22 protein-coding genes are annotated in these 18,398 nt (G+C 66.7%); 12 read left to right on the top strand and 10 right to left on the bottom strand.

The window, feature by feature from the left end:
- Positions 1-4: 4 nt before the first annotated feature.
- Positions 5-1,231 (bottom strand): YjgN family protein, encoded by a 1,227-nt coding sequence (locus E4K09_RS12110; protein ID WP_134497299.1) that lies wholly within the window; start codon positions 1,229-1,231, stop codon positions 5-7.
- Between the two features lie 196 nt (positions 1,232-1,427).
- Here E4K09_RS12110 and E4K09_RS12105 point away from each other — a divergent pair, with 196 nt between their 5' ends.
- From E4K09_RS12105 to E4K09_RS12095, 3 genes are all read left to right on the top strand, one after another.
- Positions 1,428-1,922: a MarR family winged helix-turn-helix transcriptional regulator gene (locus E4K09_RS12105; protein WP_134497297.1), complete on the top strand. Its 495-nt coding sequence runs from the start codon at positions 1,428-1,430 to the stop codon at positions 1,920-1,922.
- Positions 1,923-1,927: 5 nt separating this feature from the next.
- Positions 1,928-2,773 (top strand): patatin-like phospholipase family protein, encoded by an 846-nt coding sequence (locus E4K09_RS12100; protein ID WP_134497295.1) that lies wholly within the window; start codon positions 1,928-1,930, stop codon positions 2,771-2,773.
- A 106-nt stretch (positions 2,774-2,879) separates the two neighbouring features.
- Entirely contained in the window at positions 2,880-3,131 is a 252-nt protein-coding gene (locus E4K09_RS12095) for a hypothetical protein (RefSeq protein WP_134497293.1), read from the top strand.
- A 133-nt stretch (positions 3,132-3,264) separates the two neighbouring features.
- On the opposite strand, the gene E4K09_RS12090 is transcribed toward E4K09_RS12095, so the two are convergent.
- On the bottom strand, positions 3,265-3,855 hold the full coding sequence (locus E4K09_RS12090) for a L,D-transpeptidase (RefSeq protein ID WP_134497291.1): 591 nt from the start codon (positions 3,853-3,855) through the stop codon (positions 3,265-3,267).
- A gap of 203 nt (positions 3,856-4,058) precedes the next feature.
- Here E4K09_RS12090 and E4K09_RS12085 point away from each other — a divergent pair, with 203 nt between their 5' ends.
- Positions 4,059-5,000 (top strand): histone deacetylase family protein, encoded by a 942-nt coding sequence (locus E4K09_RS12085; protein ID WP_134497289.1) that lies wholly within the window; start codon positions 4,059-4,061, stop codon positions 4,998-5,000.
- 192 nt (positions 5,001-5,192) lie between these two features.
- On the opposite strand, the gene ribB is transcribed toward E4K09_RS12085, so the two are convergent.
- The 6 genes from ribB to E4K09_RS12055 all read right to left on the bottom strand — a co-directional run bounded on the left by ribB (position 5,193) and on the right by E4K09_RS12055 (position 10,850).
- Entirely contained in the window at positions 5,193-6,482 is a 1,290-nt protein-coding gene (ribB, locus tag E4K09_RS12080) for a 3,4-dihydroxy-2-butanone-4-phosphate synthase (protein WP_134497287.1), read from the bottom strand.
- A gap of 50 nt (positions 6,483-6,532) precedes the next feature.
- Positions 6,533-7,648: a chorismate synthase gene (aroC, locus tag E4K09_RS12075; RefSeq protein WP_134497285.1), complete on the bottom strand. Its 1,116-nt coding sequence runs from the start codon at positions 7,646-7,648 to the stop codon at positions 6,533-6,535.
- Between the two features lie 64 nt (positions 7,649-7,712).
- The gene (locus E4K09_RS12070; RefSeq protein WP_134497283.1) at positions 7,713-8,306 is read right to left on the bottom strand and encodes a histidine phosphatase family protein; all 594 of its coding nucleotides are present in this window, start codon (positions 8,304-8,306) and stop codon (positions 7,713-7,715) included.
- 11 nt (positions 8,307-8,317) lie between these two features.
- Positions 8,318-9,142 (bottom strand): enoyl-ACP reductase FabI, encoded by an 825-nt coding sequence (fabI, locus tag E4K09_RS12065; protein WP_134497281.1) that lies wholly within the window; start codon positions 9,140-9,142, stop codon positions 8,318-8,320.
- Positions 9,143-9,263: 121 nt separating this feature from the next.
- Entirely contained in the window at positions 9,264-10,211 is a 948-nt protein-coding gene (locus E4K09_RS12060) for a DnaJ C-terminal domain-containing protein (RefSeq protein ID WP_134497279.1), read from the bottom strand.
- Between the two features lie 105 nt (positions 10,212-10,316).
- Positions 10,317-10,850, bottom strand: a complete 534-nt coding sequence (locus tag E4K09_RS12055) for an RT0821/Lpp0805 family surface protein (RefSeq protein WP_244610467.1) — start codon at positions 10,848-10,850, stop codon at positions 10,317-10,319.
- A 44-nt stretch (positions 10,851-10,894) separates the two neighbouring features.
- Here E4K09_RS12055 and pdxH point away from each other — a divergent pair, with 44 nt between their 5' ends.
- The 3 genes from pdxH to E4K09_RS12040 all read left to right on the top strand — a co-directional run bounded on the left by pdxH (position 10,895) and on the right by E4K09_RS12040 (position 12,783).
- Positions 10,895-11,503 (top strand): pyridoxamine 5'-phosphate oxidase, encoded by a 609-nt coding sequence (gene pdxH, locus E4K09_RS12050; RefSeq protein WP_134497275.1) that lies wholly within the window; start codon positions 10,895-10,897, stop codon positions 11,501-11,503.
- Between the two features lie 84 nt (positions 11,504-11,587).
- Positions 11,588-12,343, top strand: coding sequence for an SDR family NAD(P)-dependent oxidoreductase (locus E4K09_RS12045; protein WP_244610466.1), 756 nt, complete (start codon positions 11,588-11,590; stop codon positions 12,341-12,343).
- A gap of 23 nt (positions 12,344-12,366) precedes the next feature.
- Positions 12,367-12,783, top strand: a complete 417-nt coding sequence (locus tag E4K09_RS12040) for a hypothetical protein (RefSeq protein ID WP_134497273.1) — start codon at positions 12,367-12,369, stop codon at positions 12,781-12,783.
- Positions 12,784-12,795: 12 nt separating this feature from the next.
- Here the strand turns inward: E4K09_RS12040 and E4K09_RS12035 are convergent, their stop codons facing one another.
- A complete protein-coding gene (locus E4K09_RS12035; RefSeq protein WP_134497271.1) occupies positions 12,796-13,866 on the bottom strand; it encodes a citrate synthase/methylcitrate synthase in 1,071 nt (356 codons plus the stop codon).
- 149 nt (positions 13,867-14,015) lie between these two features.
- Between E4K09_RS12035 and E4K09_RS12030 the strand changes: the two genes are divergently transcribed.
- The 5 genes from E4K09_RS12030 to E4K09_RS12010 all read left to right on the top strand — a co-directional run bounded on the left by E4K09_RS12030 (position 14,016) and on the right by E4K09_RS12010 (position 16,981).
- A complete protein-coding gene (locus E4K09_RS12030; RefSeq protein WP_134497269.1) occupies positions 14,016-15,125 on the top strand; it encodes a citrate synthase family protein in 1,110 nt (369 codons plus the stop codon).
- A complete protein-coding gene (locus E4K09_RS12025) occupies positions 15,122-15,571 on the top strand; it encodes an NUDIX hydrolase (protein WP_134497267.1) in 450 nt (149 codons plus the stop codon). The genes E4K09_RS12030 and E4K09_RS12025 overlap by 4 nt, the downstream gene beginning before the upstream one ends.
- Positions 15,568-16,146: a TIGR02301 family protein gene (locus E4K09_RS12020; protein ID WP_134497265.1), complete on the top strand. Its 579-nt coding sequence runs from the start codon at positions 15,568-15,570 to the stop codon at positions 16,144-16,146. Before E4K09_RS12025 ends, E4K09_RS12020 begins: the two co-directional genes overlap by 4 nt.
- Positions 16,147-16,342: 196 nt before the next feature.
- Entirely contained in the window at positions 16,343-16,606 is a 264-nt protein-coding gene (locus E4K09_RS12015; protein WP_134497263.1) for a hypothetical protein, read from the top strand.
- Positions 16,607-16,744: 138 nt separating this feature from the next.
- Positions 16,745-16,981, top strand: coding sequence for a GIY-YIG nuclease family protein (locus tag E4K09_RS12010; RefSeq protein ID WP_342211350.1), 237 nt, complete (start codon positions 16,745-16,747; stop codon positions 16,979-16,981).
- Between the two features lie 66 nt (positions 16,982-17,047).
- On the opposite strand, the gene E4K09_RS12005 is transcribed toward E4K09_RS12010, so the two are convergent.
- Complete coding sequence (locus tag E4K09_RS12005; RefSeq protein WP_134497261.1) at positions 17,048-18,382, bottom strand: dihydroorotase; 1,335 nt, start codon at positions 18,380-18,382, stop codon at positions 17,048-17,050.
- Positions 18,383-18,398: the final 16 nt, after the last annotated feature.

Below are 18,398 nucleotides of genomic sequence, written 5' to 3'. Positions count from 1 at the left end.
CACCTCAAATGCCAACGTTGAAGTCGAGCGCGTCGGCGAGACCCTCGCCCATGCCGCCCGTTTTCCGCCCGGCAGCGAGAGCCTCGTCCAACGAACGCAGGTTCGAGACCGATGTGGTGTTGGCGATGGCGGCCCACAGACCACGGCCGAAGAAATAGCGCTGAATGATTCCGAAGCCGAGGAGGAACACGAGGTAGGCGATCGCCCCCAAGGTGGCCACGACCATCGCCCCGCCGGTCCATTCGCCGGCCTGCACCTCCGCCAGAGCCTCCTGGAAGAACAGGCCGACCACGACGGCTCCGATCGCGAACACGACGCTGAAGGCGACCGCATAGCCGATGGACGAGAAGATCACCTTGAAGAACAGGCCGTAGAACGTGCCGGTCCGGAGCCGGCTCGACACCACCGCGTCCCCGAAGCGCAGGCCATCGATATGCCAGCGGGTGAAGATCGCCATCACGAGCGGCCAAAGCAGCGCAAGAAGGAGAAATGCGATGAACGGACCAATACCGGCATAAGTCTTCTCGTGCTCGGGAAAGGTCTCGGCCAGATGGAAACTAAGCGCGATGCTGCCGCCGAGTGCAATCCAGCTGAGCGCCCACAACCACCAGCCGTGCTTGAACAGCGTCCAGCCGGTGCCGGAAAAGTCGCCCTGGACATTGCCGAAATAGGTGTGGCGCATGCGGTATCGTTCGAGGGAGGCCATCGCCCACGGCAGGGACAATCCGAGGGTGGACAGATTGGCGAAGTCCCACAGAACGGCCCGGAAGGCATAGGCCCAGCCCGACCCCTTCATCCAGAAGCGCACGCCCCGGAAGACGGTCCGGGTCGCGCGATACTTGCGGGCGCGATAGCTGCCGAAATGCGCCAGCACGTACAGGACGAGGAAGAGAGGAATGCTGGCGAACGCAGCCTGCTCTTCGAGCAAGAACGAGACCGCGAAGATCGCGATGTAGAGCGGCGCCAGAATGGCGAGGGCGATCAGGAAGCCGATCAGCAGCTCCTTCGCCGTGCCCGTGTACTCGAAGGATTCGCCCTCGACCCGGGTATTCGCCCAGAGGTGACGGCGCAGCTTCGTGATCAGCCAGAAGCGGTAGAAGCCGAAGGTGGGTATCTGGTAGAGGCTCCCAGTCACCAGCATCTTGAGGAACTCGCCTCCGCGTCCGGAGAAGGACACGGGGGATGCCTGATGTGGTGTCAGCGGAACGTTGGATGAGAGTGAAGCAGTCATGGTCCTAAACCTTCAGGGAGGATAGCGACCGCCTTAGCATAAAAACCAATGAAATATATAACTATATAACATCAAGAGCAGGTCGTTTATTCACGCTTTTCTGAGACCGGCATCCGCGTTTGCGGTCGAGAACTCTCCGCTGGGGATGACGGCATGAACTGTTTCACCCTAAACTATCCTCCTCACCAGGAGCCTCATGTCCGTGCCTTCCCCCTCCTCCGCCCCTGCGGACCTCGGATCGGATCCGCTTCGTATCTGGTTCCGCGTCATTCGCCTGCACCGCCGCGCGCTCAATACGGTCGCCGGGGAGCTGCGGGCGATCGGCCTGTCGATTCCCCAGTTCGACCTCCTGTCCACCCTGACGGAACGGGAGGGACTGAGCCAGCAGGAACTGGCGGAACGGCTTTATGTCACCAAGGGGAATGTCTCAGGCCTTCTGGACCGGATGGTGGAGGCGGACCTCGTCGAGCGCCGCTCCATTCCGGGCGACAGGCGCTCGAACGCGCTGTATCTCACCAAGAAGGGCCGTGACCTGGCCGAGAAGGGAATCGCCGCGCAACGCGCCTATGTGCAGCGTACCCTGGGCTCTCTCCCCGAGCAGGACCTCGCCGATCTCGAGCGGATCGTGCTCGCCTGGCGCGAACGCGCCCGCCACGAGGAAGAGGCAGCGCTCGCCACCATCGAGCGATAGGAGCCATGTTCGACGCGGTGGCATTCGCCGGCGGCGGCAACCGCTGCTACTGGCAGGGCGGCTTCTGGGAGGCGGCGGCTCCTCTCCTGGGCCTCGACCCATCCCTGGTGGTCGGCGTGAGCGCGGGAGCGTGGTCGGCCTGCTACAGCCTCCTGGGGCTGGGCCGCAGGGTCAACGCAATGGTGGCGGAAGGCTGCAGCCAGGGACGGCGCAATTTCGAGTGGCGCGCCTGGCGCCGCGAGGGCTCGCCCTGGCCCGTTTCCCTCATGTACCGCAGCCTGATCGAGGCAATCATCGACGAGGCCGCGCTGGAGCGCCTGAAGGAGGGCCCGGAGATCCTGATCGGCCTTGCGCGCCAGCCTCGGCGCCTGCCGCTGGCCGTGGCGATCCCGCTCGGGATCGCCGCCTATCAGATCGAGAAGAAGCTGCGCTCCCCCGTCCATCCGCGCGGCGGACGGGCCCTGGGCTTCGTTCCCGAATTCGTCCGCGTGCGGGATCTCGCCTCCCCGGCCGAACTCTCGGCCGCCCTGATGGCGAGCGCCAGCGTGCCGCCCTTCATGCCGGTGGGTCGCATCGGCGGCATGGCGGCACTCGACGACGGCCTCGTGGACAACGTGCCCACCGAACCGCTTCTCCCGGTCGAGGAACAGGGCGGCAGGACGCTCGTCATCCTCTCGCGCCTCTACAGGGCCTTCCCGCAGGTGAAAGGGCGTACCTATGTCCAGCCGTCGAGGCCCGTCCCCATCGGGCAATTCGACATCACCAATCCCGCTGGGATCCGGAAGGCCTACGAGATGGGCTTGGCGGACGGCGAAGACTTCGCCCGGCGCATGAGCCGGGCCCCCCTGTGAAGGCCGGCTCTTCGGCGAGACTGGAACATGTTCATCCCCGATTAAGCCTGTTCGGATTAGGCGTTGGACAACCAAGCCATGATCGAGCGTTTGCCGCAAAGAGGCCGTGTCGCTCCCGATCATGACGGCAGGCATCAACGCCCGCCATGACCAGGAGGAAACCTTTATGACCGTGCCTGCCCCGAGCCGTGACCAGCAATCGACCCCGAAAGCGACCGCTCAAACCATTCCCGCCTTCAAGCCCGTCGCCCTCCCCGCCCTGGCGGCCGCCGTGCGCTCAGTGAAGTATGTGGGACCCAAGGCCACGACGTTCGAACCTCCCGCCATTCTCCGCAAGGAGGCGATGCTGGACCGCTAGGTCCATCGCCCCTGCAACGAAAAAGCGCCCCGAGGGGCGCTTTTTCTGTTTGCATATTGCGAACCCGAACCATGCACCGCTCCAAGAAGGGAGCATCGAACGCAAAACCGGGTCCGCCTTTCTGCACGATGCTTTAGCGGACGATGACTTTCGTGTTCAGCGCCACGCGGTTGTAGAGATCAATCACGTCGATGTTGCGCATCCGGATGCAGCCGGACGAAACCGCCTGACCAATCTTCTCCGGCTCGTTGGTGCCGTGGATGCGGTAGAGCGTGTCGCGGTTGCCCTCGTAGAGATAGAGGGCGCGGGCGCCGAGCGGGTTGGCCGGGCCGCCGTTCATCGCATGAACATGGGGCCAGCGCGCCTTCATCTCGGCCGGCGGATTCCAGTTCGGCCATTCCGCCTTGCGGGCCACATGCGAGGTGCCGGTCCAGCCATAGGCCTCGTCGCCGACGGCGACGCCGTAGCGGATCGCCTTCCTGCCGTCCTGCACGAGATAGAGAAAGCGCTGCTTCGTATCCACCACGATCGTGCCGGGCGCCTCGCCGGTCGGATCGTCGACTAGGTAGCGGGCGTAGCGCGGCTCCTCCTGAGCGGCCGGAATCTGCGCCATCCACTCCGCGTCACGGGCGGAGACCTGGGGATCGGGAACGCCCTTGTAGGTACACCCGGCCAAGGCGACCGCCATGGTTACCACAAGGAAAACGAGGCTCGAGAGGCGCATCGGAACAAAGCTCTGCTGGGCTGTCGCGAGGACAGCTTGGGTTGACGCAACGCCGTTACGACAGGGCAGCGGAACCCGGAGCCGTTCAGCGAATCATCGCAACAATGCCACGGTTAGCGCATGAGAGGTGTTGCATCGCAACAACATGGACAATCCCTTGCGCCGCTGCGACACTGTTTTTCCACCCTCAATCAAGTGCTTGCATGTCCACGCTCTACATCAGCCATCCGTCCTGCCTCGACCATCAGACGCCCCTCGGCCATCCCGAGCGGCCGGACCGCATCCGCGCCATCGAGCGCGCCCTGGAGAAGGAGCGCTTCACTGCCCTGATCCGGGATCAGGCGCCCATGGCGGAGATGGAAAGCCTCACCCTCGCCCATCCCGAAGGCTACGTGGTGAAGCTGCGGGACATCGCGCCCCGGGAAGGTCTCGTGCGGATCGACGACGACACGGTCATGTCGCCGGGCACCTACGAGGCCGCCCTGCGCGGCGCCGGCGGCGCGGTGAAGGCGGTCGACGAGGTCATGGTCGGCCATGCGACGAGTGCCTTCGTGGCCATGCGCCCGCCCGGTCATCATGCGGAGCGCGTCAAGGCCATGGGGTTCTGCTTCTTCAACAATGCCGCCATCGCGGCGCGCCACGCGCAGAGGATGCACGGCGCCGAGCGGGTCGCGATCTTCGACTGGGACGTCCACCACGGCAACGGCACGCAGGACATTTTCTGGAACGATGCCAGCGTTCTCTATTGCTCCACCCACGAGGCTCCGCTTTATCCCGGAACGGGCGCCCTCTCGGAGACGGGCGAGCACAACACGATCGTCAACGCGCCCCTCAATGCCGGCGACGGCACGGAAGCCTTCCGCGAGGCGGTGGAGACGGCCATTCTGCCGCGCATCGACGCCTTCGCGCCCGACCTCATCATCATTTCCGCAGGCTTCGACGCCCATTGGCGCGATCCGCTTGCGAGCCTCAACCTCACCGAGACGGATTTCGCCTGGGCCACGCAGAAGCTCATGGATCTCGCCGACCGGCATTGCGGGCGGCGCATCGTGTCGCTTCTCGAAGGCGGCTACGATCTCGAAGGATTGTCGAAATCAGCCGCCTTCCACCTCGACGCCCTGATGGGGCGCGAGATGAATACTTAGCGCATCGTGCGGACCCAGAGGGCCGCGTCAGTGAAAAGTGGACCCGGCTTTCCGGCCCAACAATGCGCTGCTTAAGGAGTTGAGCATCGGATTAGATCCCAAAAGTGGAATCCACTTTTGGGGCCGATGCTCTAGGCCCTGATCACCCTCCTCGTCGTGCCCGGGCTCGTTCCGGGCATGACGCAAGACGCATCAGCCCTCGATCGGCTCCTGGCCGAGCAGATCGATGCCGAAGCCGGAGAGGCCGACATAGGACCGGCTTGAGGTGGCGAGATTGCGGATGGAGACGACGCCGAGATCCCTCAGGATCTGTGCGCCAAGGCCGATCTCGCGCCATAGGCTGGAACGTACCGCTTCCGAGGCGCTCTCCTCGTGCTCCGAGTAGGATGTGGTCGGCACGCCTGCGGTGCCGTCGCGCAGGTAGACGAGAACGCCCCGGCCCTCCTTGACGAAGCGCTGCATGACGGTGGCCACGGTCCTGCCGCCCTCGAACACGTCGGTGAGCGCATTGGCCCGGTGCAGGCGCACCGGGATGTTGGTGCCGTCGCCGATGCGGCCATGCACCACCGCCATGTGCTGCACGCTGTCGAAAGGCGTCGAATAGGCATAGCCCGTGAACGAGCCCCAAGGCGTCTCCACCGGAAAGGTGGCGATGCGCTCGACGAGCTTTTCGCGCGACTGACGGTAGGCAATCAGATCGGCCACCGAGATCCGCTTGAGGCTGTGCTTCTCGGCGAAGGCGTCGATCTGCGCCCCCTTCATCACCGTGCCGTCGTCGTTGGCGAGTTCGCAGATCACTCCCACCGGCGGCAGGTTCGCCAGCTTGCAGAGATCGACGGCGGCTTCCGTATGGCCGGAGCGCATGAGCACGCCGCCGTCCTTGGCGATCAGTGGGAAGATGTGGCCGGGGCGCACGAAATCGGCCGCCCCCATGTTGTTGTTGGCGAGCGCCCGAACGGTGTTGGAGCGCTGCTCGGCCGAGATGCCCGTGGTCAGCCCGTGCTTCACGTCGACCGAGACGGTGAAGGCGGTGCCGAGCGGCGCGTCGTTGGAGGCCACCATCGGATCGAGGCGCAGGCGGCGCGCCTCCGCGCCCGTGAGCGGCGCGCAGACGATCCCGCAGGTGTTGCGGATGATGAAGGCCATCTTCTCGGGCGTGCACAGGGAGGCGGCGACGATGAGATCGCCCTCGTTCTCGCGGTCGTCGTCATCCGTGACGATCACGATCTCACCGCGAGCGAAAGCCTCGATGGCTTCGGTGACGGAATTGGACATCAGGGCCTCCTGGGCGGATAGGGGCAGAAAATCATTGGGTGTGACCGCTCCGCGGGTCTCGCGGGCGATCAGTTCCGCGGTGTCCCGCGAAAGCCAGGCATGATCCGAATTGCACATTTGGGTGATGGCGCCGGGAGTGACGCCGATCCGCCGCGCGAACTCGACGCGCGACATGCCGTTACGGGACAACCATTCAGCCAGCTTCATGCCGCCGGCTTAGCGGAAGCCGCGATTTTAGTAAAACTAAAATTTGCTGATCAGCCCTCGAACGGCCAGGACGGCCCTTCGCCCACTTGGCCGCGATGGCGGAGCAGATGATCGGCGAGAACGCAGGCCATCATGGCCTCGCCCACCGGCACCGCGCGGATCCCCACGCAGGGGTCGTGCCGGCCCTTGGTCATCACCTCGGCCTCGGCCCCGGTGCGGGTCACGCTGGCGCGGGGGGTGAGGATCGACGAGGTGGGCTTCACGGCGAAGCGGCAGACGACCGGCTGGCCGGTGGAGATGCCCCCGAGAACGCCGCCCGCATGGTTCGACAGGAAGGTCGGCGCGCCCCCGTTGCCGGGGCGCATCTCGTCAGCGTTCTCCTCGCCGCGCAGAGCCGCAGCCGCGAAACCCTCGCCGATTTCGACGCCCTTCACGGCATTGATCGACATCATCGCGGCGGCGAGATCGGAATCGAGCTTGCCGTAGATCGGAGCCCCGAGCCCCGCCGGCACGCCCTCGGCCACGATCTCGATCACCGCGCCGATGGAGGAACCGGCCTTGCGCAGGCCGTCCAGATACTCCGCGTAGAATTCGGCCGCCTTAGCGTCCGGGCAGAAGAAGGGATTGCGCGAGACCTCCTCCCAATCCCAGTTGCCGCGATCGATGGCGTGCGGGCCCATCTGCACGAGGGCGCCGCGGATCGTGACGCCGGACAGAACCTTGCGCGCCACCGCGCCCGCCGCCACCCGCGCGGCCGTCTCGCGGGCCGAGGAGCGTCCGCCGCCGCGGTAGTCGCGGATGCCGTATTTCACCTCGTAGGTGAAATCCGCATGCCCCGGGCGATAGGTGTTCTTGATCTCCGAGTAATCCTTGGAGCGCTGGTCCACGTTCTCGATCATCAGCGCGATGGGCGTGCCGGTGGTGACCTGCTTTCCCGTGCGCTCGTCCATGAACACACCGGACAGGATCTTGACCTGGTCGGGCTCCTGACGCTGCGTCGTGAAGCGCGACTGGCCCGGGCGGCGGCGGTCGAGATCCGCCTGGATCTCGGAGGCCTCCAGCGGGATCATGGGCGGGCAGCCGTCGATGACGCAGCCGAGGGCCGGCCCGTGGCTCTCGCCGAAGGTGGTGACGCGGAAGAGGTGGCCGAAGGTGTTGTGGGACATGGCGCGCTTCGAAGATGTTCAAGGCGTCTTAGTGCCAAAGCGCTCCTGTGTCACGCCGGACCTCTCACACCCAGCGATGATTGCGCCCTTCGATCACGAGCACCCGGCCCTGCCAGATGTCCATGCTGGCGGCCTGACGGCTGGAGACGCCGCAACGGATCGCCAGGAAGGCTCGGGCCACGCCGCCATGGGCGACGATCACCGTGTCGCGGGTGAGATCGTCGAGGACGGGGCGGATGCGGTCGACCAGCATGGCGTAGCTCTCGCCTCCGCCCGGGGGAACGTAGTTCCACTTGTCCCGCTCGCGCATGGCCGCCAGTTGCGGCTCCGCCCTGCGGACCTCCTTCCAGGTCATCCCTTCCCAGGCCCCGAAGGTGATCTCGACCAGGCGCTCGTCGAGCCGGTAGCCCTGGGGCGGAAGGCCGGCGGCCTGCCGCAGGATCTCCATGGTCTCGCGGGTGCGCCGCATCGGGCTCGCCACATAGGCGAGATCCTCATGATGCGGGCAGATCGACCGGAGGCGGCGGCCCGCCTCCTCGGCCTGGACGCGGCCGAGATCGTTGAGCGGGATGTCCTTTTGGCCCTGGAGGCGGCCTTCCAGATTCCAATCCGTCTCGCCGTGGCGGATGAAATAGATCGTCGGGCGAGGCGAATGCATGGGTCTTCAGATTACTCTTTGTCGAGGGACAGGTCGGGCGCTTCAGGGTTCTTCATGCCGACCACGTGATAGCCGGCATCCACGTGCAGGATCTCGCCGGTCATGCCGCGCGCCATGTCGGACACGAGATAGGCCGCCGTCTCGCCCACCTCCTCGATGGTGACCGTGCGGCGCAGAGGCGAGTTGTACTCGTTCCATTTGAGAATGTAGCGGAAGTCGCCGATGCCGGAGGCCGCGAGAGTCTTGATCGGGCCCGCCGAGATCGCGTTGACGCGGATGTTCTTGGGGCCGAGATCGGCCGCGAGATAGCGCACGGACGCCTCGAGGGCGGCCTTGGCCACGCCCATGACGTTGTAGTGCGGCATCCACTTCTCGGCGCCGTAATAGGTGAGCGTCACGAGCGAGCCGCCGTTGTTCATCAGCTTCTCGGCCCGCTGGGCGATGGCCGTGAAGGAATAGCAGGAGATGAGGAGCGACTTGGAGAAGTTGCCTTCGCTCGTGTCCACGTAGCGGCCTGTGAGTTCGTCCTTGTCGGAGAAGGCGATGCAGTGGATGACGAAATCGAGGGAGCCCCAGAGGCGCCGCACCTCCTCGAACACGGCGTCGACGGTGGCGCCGTCCGTGACGTCGCAATGGCCGACCACATGGGCGTCGAGCTCCTTCGCCAGGGGCTCGACGCGCTTCTTCAGGGCGTCGCCCTGGTAGGTGAAGGCAAGCTCCGCGCCCTGCTGGCGGGCGGCCTGCGCAATGCCCCAGGCGATCGAACGGTTGTTCGCCACGCCCATCACCAAGCCACGCTTTCCGGCCAGGATGCCGGTGGCCTTTGTCTCCGCCATGAGATTCACCTAGATCGTCGCTGGACAGCAAAAGAGCGGTCTCTTTAACCGACTAGGCAAGCGTGGGGAAGCCCTCTTGACCTTCGGGAGTCGAATCTGGGCGTTATATCGTGCTTCGAGGTTATTCCGCCTTGGCGGAGCGGCGCTTGCGGGCGTAATCCATCAGCTCCTCGTCGATGACCTGCGGCAGCTTGATCTCCACGGTGACGAGGAGATCCCCGTGCTCTCCGCCCTTCATGGGCAGGCCCTTGCCGCGCAGGCGGAAGGTGCGGCCGGAATCGGTCATGGGCGGGATGGTCATGCTCACGGCGCCGGTCAGGGTGGGGATGCGCACGGGACCGCCGAGGATCGCCTCCTCGATCTGGATCGGCAGGCGGTAGCGAAGGTTCTGGCCCTCCATGGCGAAGCGCTCGTGCGGGGCGATCGCGATGGTGAGCAGCGCGTCGCCCGGGTTCACGCCCGGGGCTCCCTGCCCCAGCCCGCGCAGGCGGATCACCTGTCCGTCGCTCACGCCCTTGGGGATGACCACGTCCACATCGCGGCCCGTGGGCAGCCGGATGCGCTTCTTCGCCTCCGCGGCCACCTCCTCGAGGGTCACCGTCAGGGTGGCGGACACGTCATCGCCCTTCTGCGAACGGGCGCGGCCCTGCTGCCGGGCGCTCTCGGCTCCGGCCGAGCGGAACGCCTCGCCGAAAAGCTCCGAGAAGAAATCGCTCGTCTCCGCGCCCGAAAAGCCCCGCGCGCTGCGCCGGCCGCCGAAGGGTCCGCCGCCGCCGAACCCAAAGCCCTCGAAGCCCTGCCCGCCGGCGCCCCGGCCGCCGAAGCCCTCGAATCCCTGGAAGCGCGGCTTGCCCTCCGCATCGATCTCGCCCCGGTCGAACTGGGCACGCTTGTCCGCATCGCCCAAGATCTCATAGGCGGCATTGGCCTCGGCGAACTTGTCCTTGGCCTTGGGGTCGTTCTTGTTGCTGTCCGGATGATAGGTCTTGGCGAGCTTGCGGAACGCCTTCTTGATCTCCGCTTCGCTCGCGGAGCGGGACACGCCTAGCACGTCGTAGGGGTTTCGCATGTTGGACAATCCATGAACCGTCGAATGGGGGCGGGGCCGCCCCACGGAACTCACGGCTCATATGGTAAAAGTGTTGCCGCTTTGCAACGAGCCGTTCCGCCGCGCTTAGGCTTTGGCGAGTTTTTTCTCGGACCTGGCGGGAATCTTGCCCGGCTGCGTCTCGCCGGCAGCGGGCTTGACCTGCTTGACCGTCCATTCCTCGCCCGAGAGGCGGCAGGCGGTGCCGTGCAGGGAGGCCTGGGTCGGGCCGCTCAGGCGGGCGTTGAAGGTGCGGCAGATCTCGTCGTTCTTCACGAAAGGCGCTCCGGTGGGCGTGAAGCTGCCTTTCATGGAGGTCTCGGGATTGTCCCAGGAGACCTGGGTGCCGGGGCCCTGGGGATCGAGGGCGACGCCCAGAGCCGCCTTGGCCCGGCGCCAGTCCTCCTCGTTCAGATCGGGCGAGAGCGGGGACGGGGCGGTGTGGGCATTCGCGGACGAGATGGATCCGGTGGCTTTGGGCTCCTCCACGTCCATGCCCGCCATCCCGAGGGAATAGCTGCAGGCCGACGTGGACAGGGCGACAAGGCCAGCCGCCAGGATTTTCCCCGCTTCGCGAAGGAAGCCATCTGATCTATAACGGCGCGTATTGGTCCACGGCACGCGTCGGGCCCCCATATCCAAAAGTCACACCCTGAGATAAACCATTGAACCCGTTAACAACCGGTGACTTCACTGAGTCGGAAGAGCCCTTCGCCCTGTTCCAGTCCTGGCTGAAGGAGGCGGAGGCCTCCGAGCCGAACGATCCCAACGCCATGGCGCTCGCCACCGTCGACGAGACGGGACTTCCCAACGTGCGCATGGTGCTCCTCAAAGGCTTCGACGAGAACGGCTTCGTGTTCTACACCAACACGGAATCCAACAAGGGCCGCGAGCTTCTGGGACAGAAGAAGGCGGCCCTGGTGCTGCACTGGAAGAGCCTGCGCCGCCAGGTGCGGGCGCGCGGACCCGTGAGCCCGGTGAGCGATGCGGAAGCCGACGCCTACTTCCAGAGCCGCCCCCGCGACAGCCGCATCGGCGCCTGGGCGAGCCAGCAGTCGCGCCCCCTCGAGAGCCGCTTCGCCCTGGAGAAGGCCGTGGCCGTGACCGCCGCGAAATACGCCCTCGGCGAGGTCCCGCGCCCGCCCTACTGGACAGGCTTCCGGATCGAACCCGTCTCCATCGAGTTCTGGCAGGACAAGCCTTTCCGCCTCCACGACCGCGTGGTCTTCACCCGCGAGGGGGACGGGTGGCGGAAGGCGCGGCTTTATCCGTGAGCGCGTTTGTTCGGGAGAGCTTTATTGTGAGACTTGCGCCCGCGGATCGGTTAAGAATGCGCCGCCTCTCACAGAGATTTTGACATGTCGCCTTCGTCCAACACCTCCCGCCGCATCATGCTGCTCACCGGCGCCAGCCGCGGGATCGGGCATGCCACCGTGAAGCGCTTCTCCGCCGCCGGGTGGCGGGTGATCACCTGCTCGCGCCACGGCTTTCCGGAAAACTGCCCGTGGGAGATGGGACCGGAGGACCACCTGCAGGTCGATCTCGCGAATGCGCAGGACACCCTGCGCGCCATCGCCGAGGTGAAGGAGCGGCTCGCGGCCGAGGGCGGCTGCCTGCACGCGCTCGTCAACAATGCGGGCATCTCGCCCAAGAGCCCCAGCGGCTCCCGGCTTGATGCCATCCAGACATCCTACGAGGACTGGCTGCGGGTGTTCCAGGTGAACTTCTTCGCCTCGATCATGCTCGCGCGCGGCCTGCAGGACGAACTGACCCGCGCGAAGGGATCGGTGGTGAACGTCACCTCCATCGCGGGTTCGCGCGTCCACCCCTTCGCGGGCGCGGCCTATGCCACCTCGAAGGCCGCCCTCGCTGCGCTGACCCGCGAAATGGCGGCTGATTTCGGCCCCCTGGGCGTTCGGGTGAACGCCATCTCGCCGGGCGAGATCGACACCTCGATCCTGTCCCCCGGCACGGAGAAGATCGTCGAGCAGATTCCCATGCGCCGCCTCGGCACCCCGGACGAGGTCGCGAAGGCGATCTATTTCCTGTGCACCGACGCAAGCTCCTACGTGAACGGCGCGGAGCTTCACATCAACGGCGGCCAGCACGTCTGAGCCGCCCCTGGAGGTCCGTTCCGATGCGCTCGACCTTCACCGCATCCGTTATGGTCGCCCTCGTGCTCCTCGCAACGCCGGACGCCTCTGCGCAGGAGGAGGCCGAGCCGAACCCCTTCTCCGATGCGGACATGCCGCCGGCCGTCCGGGCCCGCTGCGACGAGGTCCGCCGCCTGACCGAGGGTCGCGACACGGGCAGCACGCGCGTGGATTTCAGCGTGACGGGTCCGCTCGCCCTCGTGCATATCGACACGGCGCTCACCTATCTCGGCCTGTGCGGCACGGCGCCGGACCCGAAGGTGCTCTGCGTCACCTACAAGGCCAACGGCATGAGGGTCGGCGACGTGGTGACGGTGACCGGGGGCTACAACCGGCCGGACGACGACCACGTGGTTCTCGATCCGTGCCTCGCCTTCCCGGCCGACCAGCCCGACCAGTAAGACGGGCCTGCCTCAGGCCGCCTGCGCCGGCCATGGCCCCACGTAATGCGACAGCGGGCGGATGATGCGGCCGGCCTTCTCCTGCTCGATGGCGTGCGCGACCCAGCCCGCCGTGCGGCCGGCCGCGAAGAGCGGCGTGAAGCCCTCGCGCGGCACACCAAGCGAATCCAGAAGGATCGCCGTGTAGAACTCCACGTTGGTGTCCAGGCGGCGGCCCGGCTTGCGGCGCTGGAGCACCGTCAGGGCGGTCTGCTCGACGGCCTCAGCGAAGGCGATGCGGTTGCTCTCGCCCTTCAGCGTCGCGGCGGCGGCCTTCAGCACGTCGGCCCGTGGATCGCGCACCCGGTAGATACGGTGGCCGAAGCCCATGAGGCGCTCGCCCCGCACTATCGCGGCGTCGAGCCAACCCTCGGCATGGTCGATCGTGCCGATCGCATCGAACATGTCGAGCACCGGGCCGGGAGCGCCGCCATGGAGCGGCCCCTTCAGGGCGCAGAGCCCGGCGACCACCGAGGAGAGCAGCCCCGCATCGGTGGAGGCGACGACCCGGGCCGCGAAGGTCGATGCGTTGAGACCGTGATCGATCACCGTCACGAGATAGGTGTCGAGCCCCCTCGCCCGGCTTTCGTCGACCGGCGCGCCCTTGATCATGCGCAGCAGATCCGCCGCATGGCCGGCCGCGGCATCGGGCGCCACCGGCGGGAGGCCCTTCGCGCCCCGGATCGCCATGGCGGCCGCGACCGCCGCTGCGCCGACCGCGAGATAAGCCGGATTCTCGTCGGCATCCGGCAGGGCCGAAAGCAGAAGCCGCATGCCCTCGACAGGCGTGAGGCCGGACAGGTTCCGGGCGAGAGGCGAGAGATACCGGAAGGCTCTCTCCCGCGCCTCGCCGAAGCGGGCATGCGGATCGGCGGCAGCGCCGGGCACGAGACCGTCCCACAGCATCGCGGCAACATCCTCGAAGGGCACACGGCCGGCCAGTTCCTCCAGGTCGTGGCCGCGGATGATCAGGCGGCCCGCCTCGCCGTCCACATGGCTCAGGACGGTTTCGGCGGCGATGACGTCATCGAGTCCGATGCTCATAGAATGTCTCCTTGTGGAAGCAGGGCTCTCCCGGCTCCAGGGTTCGCATGGGGCCTTATGGTCGGGCGATCCTGTCCGGACGATGCAGTGTGGGCCGAGCTTCGCGCCGGACTTGCATGAGCGTCAATCTTGAATCAACATATCAACATATGAGCCTCGAACTGACCTCCGCCAACGAAGCCTCCGCCCGCCTCGGCGTCAGCCGGGCAAGCCTCTATGCCTATGTGAGCCGTGGACTGATCCGATCGTTCTCGTCTCCCCACGATCCCCGCCAGCGGCTCTATGCGCTTGACGACGTGGAGGCGCTGGTCGCCCGCAAGACCCGGTTCCGCCGCCCCGCCGTGGCCGCGGCGACCGCCCTCGATTGGGGGCTGCCGGTGCTGGAGACGAGCATCACCCAGATCAAGGACGGACGGCTGTTCTATCGCGGGCACGACGCCGTCGCCTGGGCCGCGACGGCAACCCTGGAGGACACGGCGCTCCTGCTGATCGGCGGCCTCGACGGCGAAGCCTTCCGCCGGCCATCCCGGCTGCCGCAGGACCGTCCCGCTCCCGCAGGGGACCTGCACACCTTCGTGGCGAATGCCGTGCGCCTCCTGTCTGAGCCCGTCCCCAAGGACATGCGAGCCGCGGAGGTGGCGGCGATCCTGCGGCTGGTGGCCGCGGCGGCCAGCGGCGCCGACCCGCAGGCGGAGCCCCTGCACCGCCATTTGGCCCAGGCCTGGAGGGCGCCGCAGGCGTCCGAGGCCATCCGCCGCGCGCTCGTGCTCTGCGCCGATCACGAGCTCTCCTCCTCGGCCTTCGCGGTCAGGGTCACGGCCTCGACCGGCGCATCGCTGCGCCACGCGATCATCGCGGGCCTCGTGGCCCTGAGCGGCCCCTATCACGGCGGCATGACCGAGCGGGTGCGAGCCTTCCTGGAGGCTCCCGAGCGGGTGGCCGCGCCGAGCTTCCAGCACCGGCTCTATCCCGAGGGCGATCCCCGCACCCCGGCGATCCTGGAGCACGTGCCCCTGCTGGCCTCCGATGCAACGGCTCTCCAGAGCCTCGAGAGCGCCACGGGCCGGAAGCCCAGCGTCGACGCGGCGCTGGTGATGCTGGAGCGCGCCTATGGACTCCCGCGCGGAGCGGCCTTTACGCTGTTCGCGGTCGGGCGCACCGCCGGCTGGCTCGCCCATGCCATCGAGCAGCGCGGCCAGGCCCGGCTCATCCGGCCGCGCGCCCGCTACAGCGTGGGCGAGGAGCCTTCATCGTCATGACCAGCGACCGCTTCTACCCGTCCCGCCCCATCCTGGCCGCCTCGGTCGCGGTGATCCGCGACGGGCGCATCCTGCTCGCGGCCCGCGGCAAGCCGCCGAGCGAAGGACTCTACTCGCTGCCCGGCGGGATGGTGGAAACCGGAGAGAGCCTCGGCGAAGCGGCCCTGCGGGAACTGCGGGAAGAGGTCGGGGTCGAAGCCGAGCTCATCGGCCTGATCGCGCCTGTGGAATTCATTGAAAGGGACGAGCAAGGCCATATAAAGCATCATGTCGTCATCGCCGCCCATGCAGCCCGCTGGGTTTCCGGCGAACCCCAGACAGGACCGGAAGCAAAGGACATCCGTTGGGTTACGGAACGGGATATCGCGGATCTGCCCATGACGGCGGGCCTCGCCGGGGTTCTGGAGCAGGCCTTCAGGATCGCTCGCGAGGACGCGGGCGCATGAGGCGCGCCGTCGCGCTGCTCACCGCTCTCACGCTCCTGCCCGCCGGCCTTCAACCTGCATTCGCCCAGGGCTTTTTCGAGCGCCTCTTCGGCCCGCCGCCGGCCCCGAATGCCCCGCCTCAGGGCTATCCGCCGCAGCCTCAATATCGCCCACGGCCCCAGCCGCAGCAGCGGCCGCAACCCCAGCAGCCCCAGCGGCGGCCCCAGCAAGCGGCGCCCCAGGCCCAGCCGAACCAGCAGCAGGCCGAGCCCGCCCCCCAGGCCGAGCCGCCGCCCGCTCCTTACGAGAAGGAGCTACTGCGACTGGCCGAGATCATCGGCGCGCTCGCGATGCTCCGCCCCCTCTGCACGGCACCCGACGCCAACGAATGGAGCCGGCGCATGCAGGTCCTGCTGGAGACGGAAGGCACGACGCCGGGACGCCGCGAACGTCTGGCCGGAGCCTACAACAAAGGCTACCAGGCCTATGCCCTCACCTACCGCGTCTGCACGCCGTCGGCCCAGGAAGCCTCGGTGCGCTTCATCCGGGAAGGCGAGCAGCTCGCCCGCAACATCACCGGCCGCTACGGCGGCTGATCCAACGCCGCGCCGGCCTCTCCGTCTGGAGAGGGCCCCGGCATATTCGTTGCAGGCAAAGGGTTTTATCCACATTTTTCGGAAATAACCCTCTCGCGTTAACCTCTTTGCAAGGCGATGCTGGCGGTGGTGCGGCGCGATATCTAAGGTCGATTCAACCGAACCCGCGCGCCGCCCCACAAAGGGGCATGGATTCATGAACGACAACGACGTCCCTCTCACCGAGCTACCCGAACTCAGCGCCATCAAGCAGGCGGCCTTGAGCTATGTGACCGAGGCCTTCGCCGAGGCCGAGCTCGACGGGCTCGATGCCGATTGCATGGCCCAGGCCGCGCTCTTCGCGGCCTTCACGGAACTCGTCGCCACCTACGGCGAGGACGCCGTGGCTGAGTACGCCTCGTCCCTTGCGGACAAGATCCGCAGCGGCGCGTTCTCCATGGCGGGGGCGTTGAAGCATTAAGACCAATTCCACCTCATCCTGAGGAGCAGACGAAGTCTGCGTCTCGAAGGATGATCCAGAGGGCACGGCAACATCCTTCGAGACGGATTGCTGCGCAATCCTCCTCAGGATGAGGCTGTGCTGTGTCATTCAAGAAAAATGGACGGCTGCCGGTTCTATATTCTGCGATGCGCGGACGGCAGCTCCTATGTCGGCACGAGCCGGCCTGATGATCTAGGGACTCGGATCAGTCCGCATAACCAGGGATTGTTCGGAGGCTATCCAGCCAAGCGTCGTCCCGTCACACTCGTGTGTTCAGCACGCTTTGATCACATCACGGATGCGACTGCCTACGAACGGCAAGTCAAGGCTGGTCGAGAGCCAAAGAGGCTTTGATCAAAGGCGACTTCACGTTGCTGCAAAGTCCCTCGAAGAGCGGACATCCGTGACCTCGCTGCGCCCTTAAGGGCGCAGCGTCTCCTCGAATCGCACCACCTCGCCCTGCGACGGCGTCTCGAGGCCGCCGTCCCACATCACCACGTGCCCGCGCACGACGGTGCCGATGGGCCAGCCGGTGACCTTCCTGCCGTCGTAGGGCGTCCAGCCGCACTTGGAGGCGATCCAGTCGTTGGTGATGGTTTCGGTGCGCTTCAGATCGACCACCGTGAAATCCGCGTCGTAGCCCACCGCGATGCGCCCTTTCCGGGCGATGCCGAAGAGGCGCTTGGGGCCCGCGCTCGTCATGTCGACGAAGCGCTCCAGCGTGATCCTGCTCGCATTCACGTGGTCGAGCATGATCGGCACGAGCGTCTGCACGCCCGTCATGCCGGAAGGCGTGTTGGGATAGGCCTTGTCCTTCTCCTCGCGGGTATGCGGCGCGTGATCGGAACCGAGAATATCGGCGACGCCCTCGTCGAGCCCCTGCCAGAGCGCAGCGCGATGCACTTCGTCGCGCACGGGCGGGTTCATCTGGATGTAGGTGCCGAGGCGCTCGTAATCATCCGGGCCCACCAGCGTCAGGTGATGGGGCGTGACCTCCACGGAGACGAGGTCCTTGTGCTGCTTCAGGAGCGCCATCTCCTCCGCCGTGGTGACGTGGAGCACGTGGATGCGCGCGCCGGTCTGCCGGGAGATGCGCACGAGGCGCTGCGTGCAGGCGAGCGCCACCTCCGCCGAGCGCCAGACCGGATGCGAGCGCGGATCGTTCTCGACGCGCAGATCCTTGCGCGCGCGCAGCATCGCCTCGTCCTCCGAATGGAAGGCGGCGCGGCGGCGGGTGTTGCGCAGGATTCCGGCGATGCCCTCGTCGTCCTCCACGAGCAGGGAGCCGGTGGAGGAGCCCATGAACACCTTGATGCCGGCGGCTCCCGGCAGGCGCTCCAGCTCCGCGACGTCCATCGCGTTCTCGTGCGTGCCGCCGACCCAGAAGGCGAAGTCGCAATGCATGCGATGATGGCCGCGCCGCACCTTGTCGGCGAGCGTCTCGGGCGTCGTGGTCTGCGGGTCGGTGTTGGGCATCTCGAAGACCGCCGTCACGCCGCCCATCACGGCCGCGCGCGAGCCCGTTTCCAGATCCTCCTTGTGGTCGAGGCCGGGTTCGCGGAAATGCACCTGCGTGTCGATGATCCCGGGCAGGATGTGCAGGCCGCGGCACTCGATCACCCGCCCTGCGGACGCCTGCGAAAGATCCCCGATCGCCGCGACGGTGCCGGCCCGCACGCCGATGTCGCGCTCGACGCGTCCGTCGTGATTGACGACGATGCCGCCTTTCAGGATCAGGTCGAAGGTTTGGGGCATGGCGATCTCTTCCCTT

The organism is Microvirga pakistanensis (assembly GCF_004458765.1).
In the GTDB taxonomy this organism is placed as follows: Bacteria; Pseudomonadota; Alphaproteobacteria; order Rhizobiales; family Beijerinckiaceae; genus Microvirga; species Microvirga pakistanensis.
The sequence above is the reverse complement of the archived record's forward strand: the minus strand, read 5'-3'. Positions and strand labels throughout refer to the sequence as shown.

Coding starts and splice junctions, on each gene's coding strand:
- E4K09_RS12110 (WP_134497299.1), bottom strand. CDS start 1,231: ATGACTGCTTCACTCTCATCCAACGTTCCGCTGACACCACATCAGGCA.
- E4K09_RS12105 (WP_134497297.1), top strand. CDS start 1,428: ATGTCCGTGCCTTCCCCCTCCTCCGCCCCTGCGGACCTCGGATCGGAT.
- E4K09_RS12100 (WP_134497295.1), top strand. CDS start 1,928: ATGTTCGACGCGGTGGCATTCGCCGGCGGCGGCAACCGCTGCTACTGG.
- E4K09_RS12090 (WP_134497291.1), bottom strand. CDS start 3,855: ATGCGCCTCTCGAGCCTCGTTTTCCTTGTGGTAACCATGGCGGTCGCC.
- E4K09_RS12085 (WP_134497289.1), top strand. CDS start 4,059: ATGTCCACGCTCTACATCAGCCATCCGTCCTGCCTCGACCATCAGACG.
- ribB (WP_134497287.1), bottom strand. CDS start 6,482: ATGAAGCTGGCTGAATGGTTGTCCCGTAACGGCATGTCGCGCGTCGAG.
- aroC (WP_134497285.1), bottom strand. CDS start 7,648: ATGTCCCACAACACCTTCGGCCACCTCTTCCGCGTCACCACCTTCGGC.
- E4K09_RS12070 (WP_134497283.1), bottom strand. CDS start 8,306: ATGCATTCGCCTCGCCCGACGATCTATTTCATCCGCCACGGCGAGACG.
- fabI (WP_134497281.1), bottom strand. CDS start 9,142: ATGGCGGAGACAAAGGCCACCGGCATCCTGGCCGGAAAGCGTGGCTTG.
- E4K09_RS12060 (WP_134497279.1), bottom strand. CDS start 10,211: ATGCGAAACCCCTACGACGTGCTAGGCGTGTCCCGCTCCGCGAGCGAA.
- E4K09_RS12045 (WP_244610466.1), top strand. CDS start 11,588: ATGTCGCCTTCGTCCAACACCTCCCGCCGCATCATGCTGCTCACCGGC.
- E4K09_RS12040 (WP_134497273.1), top strand. CDS start 12,367: ATGCGCTCGACCTTCACCGCATCCGTTATGGTCGCCCTCGTGCTCCTC.
- E4K09_RS12035 (WP_134497271.1), bottom strand. CDS start 13,866: ATGAGCATCGGACTCGATGACGTCATCGCCGCCGAAACCGTCCTGAGC.
- E4K09_RS12030 (WP_134497269.1), top strand. CDS start 14,016: ATGAGCCTCGAACTGACCTCCGCCAACGAAGCCTCCGCCCGCCTCGGC.
- E4K09_RS12025 (WP_134497267.1), top strand. CDS start 15,122: ATGACCAGCGACCGCTTCTACCCGTCCCGCCCCATCCTGGCCGCCTCG.
- E4K09_RS12020 (WP_134497265.1), top strand. CDS start 15,568: ATGAGGCGCGCCGTCGCGCTGCTCACCGCTCTCACGCTCCTGCCCGCC.
- E4K09_RS12015 (WP_134497263.1), top strand. CDS start 16,343: ATGAACGACAACGACGTCCCTCTCACCGAGCTACCCGAACTCAGCGCC.
- E4K09_RS12010 (WP_342211350.1), top strand. CDS start 16,745: ATGGACGGCTGCCGGTTCTATATTCTGCGATGCGCGGACGGCAGCTCC.
- E4K09_RS12005 (WP_134497261.1), bottom strand. CDS start 18,382: ATGCCCCAAACCTTCGACCTGATCCTGAAAGGCGGCATCGTCGTCAAT.